We start from the raw sequence: 2,505 nt of genomic DNA, 5'->3' as shown, positions 1-2,505 counted from the left end.
GCAACTTCGGCGGCACTTCGGTGTTCGCCGGGGTTGGCGAGCGCACCCGTGAGGGCAACGACCTGTGGGTGGAACTTGCGGACGCCAACGTGCTCAAGGACACCGCGCTGGTGTTCGGCCAGATGGACGAGCCGCCGGGCACCCGTATGCGGGTGGCGCTGTCGGCGCTGACCATGGCGGAGTACTTCCGCGACGAGCAGGGCCAGGACGTGCTGCTGTTCATCGACAACATCTTCCGGTTCACCCAGGCCGGGTCCGAGGTCTCGACCCTGCTTGGCCGCATGCCCTCGGCGGTGGGTTACCAACCCACGCTGGCCGACGAGATGGGCGAGTTGCAGGAGCGCATCACTTCCACCCGCGGCAAGTCGATCACCTCGATGCAGGCTGTGTACGTGCCCGCCGACGACTACACCGACCCGGCGCCGGCCACCACCTTCGCCCACCTTGATGCCACGACGGAGCTGTCCCGGACGGTGTTCTCCAAGGGCATCTTCCCGGCGGTGGACCCGCTGGCCTCCAGCTCGACCATCCTGGACCCGGCGGTCGTCGGCGACGAGCACTACCGTGTCGCCCAGGAGGTCATTCGGATTCTGCAGCGCTACAAGGACCTTCAGGACATCATCGCCATCCTCGGCATCGATGAGCTTTCCGAGGAGGACAAGCAGCTGGTGAACCGGGCGCGGCGCATCGAGCGGTTCCTGAGCCAGAACATGATGGCCGCCGAGCAGTTCACCGGTCAGCCGGGTTCGACGGTTCCGGTCAAGGAGACCGTCGAGGCGTTCGATCGCCTCGCCAAGGGCGACTTCGACCATGTGCCCGAGCAGGCGTTCTTCCTGATCGGTGGACTGGACGACCTGGCGAAGAAGGCCGAGAGCTTCGGCGTTTCTCTGTGATGAATGTCTGTCGCGACGAACGTCGAGCGGGGCCTTGTGAGCGTCGCTATCGAAAGGTGAGGTGAGATGGCCGAATTGGACGTCGCGATCGTCTCGGTCGAACGCAAGATCTGGTCGGGTAAGGCCACGTTCTTGTTCACCCGCACCACCTCCGGCGAGATCGGCATCCTGCCCAATCACATCCCCTTGGTCGCTCAACTCGTCGACGACGCGATGGTCCGGGTGGAGCGCGATGGCGAGGATGATCTGCGGATCGCCGTCAACGGCGGCTTTCTCTCGGTGACCGAGGCCGGCGTCACCATCCTGGCCGAGTCCGCGGAGTTCTCCTCCGAGATCGACGCCGACGAAGCCAAACTCGATGCGGCCTCCGATGATCCGCAGACCGCCGCCCGGGGACGGGCGCGGTTGCGAGCGCTCGGCCAAATCGACTGACGCCAGCCACCGATGAGCGCGTCGATGACGATCATGATCGCGCTCATTGTTGTTCTGCTGCTGCTCGCGGCCGCGTTGAGCTTCCGGCTGTGGAAGCTGGGTCAGGGCGGTACCCCCGCGATCCTGCGGGACACCCCGGCCGTCGGCGGCCACGGCTGGCGGCACGGCGTGATTCGCTACCGCGGCGATGAGGCGAGGTTCTACCGGCTGTCCAGTCTTCGGTTGTGGCCGGACCGCAGGCTCAGCCGTCGGGGGCTGGAAATCATGTCGCGGCGGCCACCCCGCGGTGACGAGTTCGACATCATGACCGAGGAGATCGTGGTGCTCGACCTGTCCGACTCCAGCGACGATCAGCAGTTGGGTTACGAGTTGGCCCTTGATCGGGGCGCGCTGACAGCGTTCCTGTCCTGGGTCGAATCCCGCCCGTCGCCCCGCGCGCGCCGCCCGATCGTATAGGCGCCGTCGTCCCGAGGATCAGGCGCCGGAAGGCTTTTCGCGCTCGCCGCCGGGCTTCCACAGCACGTCACCGTCCGGGTTGGCGACTCGGCCCAGGATGAACAGCAGATCGGACAGTCGGTTGAGATACCGGGCTGGCAGCGTGCTGACCGTCTGCGGATACGCTTTCACCGCTATCCACGCCGACCGTTCGGCCCGCCTGGTGACGGTCCGCGCCACGTGCAGAAGCCCAGACAGCGCGGTTCCGCCGGGGAGAATGAACGAGTTCAGCGCCGGAAGCGCTTCGTTGTACTCGTCGCACCAGTTCTCCAGCCGATCGATGTAGTCCTCGGTGATCCGCAACGGCGGGTACTCGGGGTTCTCCACGATGGGAGTGGACAGGTCGGCGCCGGCGTCGAACAGGTCGTTCTGGATCCGGACGAGCACGGTGCGCAGCGGTTCGTCGGGCCGGCCGAGAGCGACGGCGACCCCGATCGCGGCATTGGCCTCATCGCAGTCCGCGTAGGCGATCAGTCGGGAGTCGCTCTTCTGAACCCGGGAGAAGTCACTCAGGCTCGAGGTGCCGTCGTCGCCGGTCCGGGTGTAGATGCGGGTCAGATGAACTCCCATGACTCAGACCGTACCGGGCCATGAGCCTCGAACCCTCCCCTGGCTGATCTAAACTCGTGGCCGTGGGTGAGCGCTTCCTGGTGACCGGCGGCAACCGGTTGTCCGGTGAGGTCGC

4 protein-coding genes are annotated in these 2,505 nt (G+C 66.1%); 3 read left to right on the top strand and 1 reads right to left on the bottom strand.

Going from position 1 to position 2,505, the window contains the following annotated elements; translation table 11 throughout:
- The 3 genes from atpD to ADBZ5N_RS18655 all read left to right on the top strand — a co-directional run.
- On the top strand, positions 1–893 hold an 893-nt coding region (gene atpD, locus ADBZ5N_RS18665), incomplete at its 5' end, for a F0F1 ATP synthase subunit beta (protein WP_526260056.1).
- Positions 894–959: 66 nt separating this feature from the next.
- On the top strand, positions 960–1,325 hold the full coding sequence (locus ADBZ5N_RS18660; RefSeq protein WP_526260054.1) for a F0F1 ATP synthase subunit epsilon: 366 nt from the start codon (positions 960–962) through the stop codon (positions 1,323–1,325).
- Between the two features lie 12 nt (positions 1,326–1,337).
- Positions 1,338–1,781 carry a DUF2550 family protein gene (locus ADBZ5N_RS18655; RefSeq protein WP_526260052.1) on the top strand — a complete coding sequence of 148 codons (444 nt, stop codon included), beginning with the start codon at positions 1,338–1,340 and terminating at the stop codon, positions 1,779–1,781.
- Positions 1,782–1,799: 18 nt separating this feature from the next.
- On the opposite strand, the gene ADBZ5N_RS18650 is transcribed toward ADBZ5N_RS18655, so the two are convergent.
- A complete protein-coding gene (locus ADBZ5N_RS18650; protein ID WP_526260050.1) occupies positions 1,800–2,390 on the bottom strand; it encodes a cob(I)yrinic acid a,c-diamide adenosyltransferase in 591 nt (196 codons plus the stop codon).
- Positions 2,391–2,505: the final 115 nt, after the last annotated feature.

The organism is Mycobacterium sp. (assembly GCF_044370595.1).
Taxonomy (GTDB): Bacteria; Actinomycetota; Actinomycetes; order Mycobacteriales; family Mycobacteriaceae; genus Mycobacterium.
The sequence above is the reverse complement of the archived record's forward strand: the minus strand, read 5'-3'. Positions and strand labels throughout refer to the sequence as shown.

Excerpts from the sequence above, each read along its gene's own strand:
- ADBZ5N_RS18655 (WP_526260052.1), top strand. The coding sequence starts at position 1,338 with ATGAGCGCGTCGATGACGATCATGATCGCGCTCATTGTTGTTCTGCTG.
- ADBZ5N_RS18650 (WP_526260050.1), bottom strand. The coding sequence starts at position 2,390 with ATGGGAGTTCATCTGACCCGCATCTACACCCGGACCGGCGACGACGGC.
- ADBZ5N_RS18660 (WP_526260054.1), top strand. The coding sequence starts at position 960 with ATGGCCGAATTGGACGTCGCGATCGTCTCGGTCGAACGCAAGATCTGG.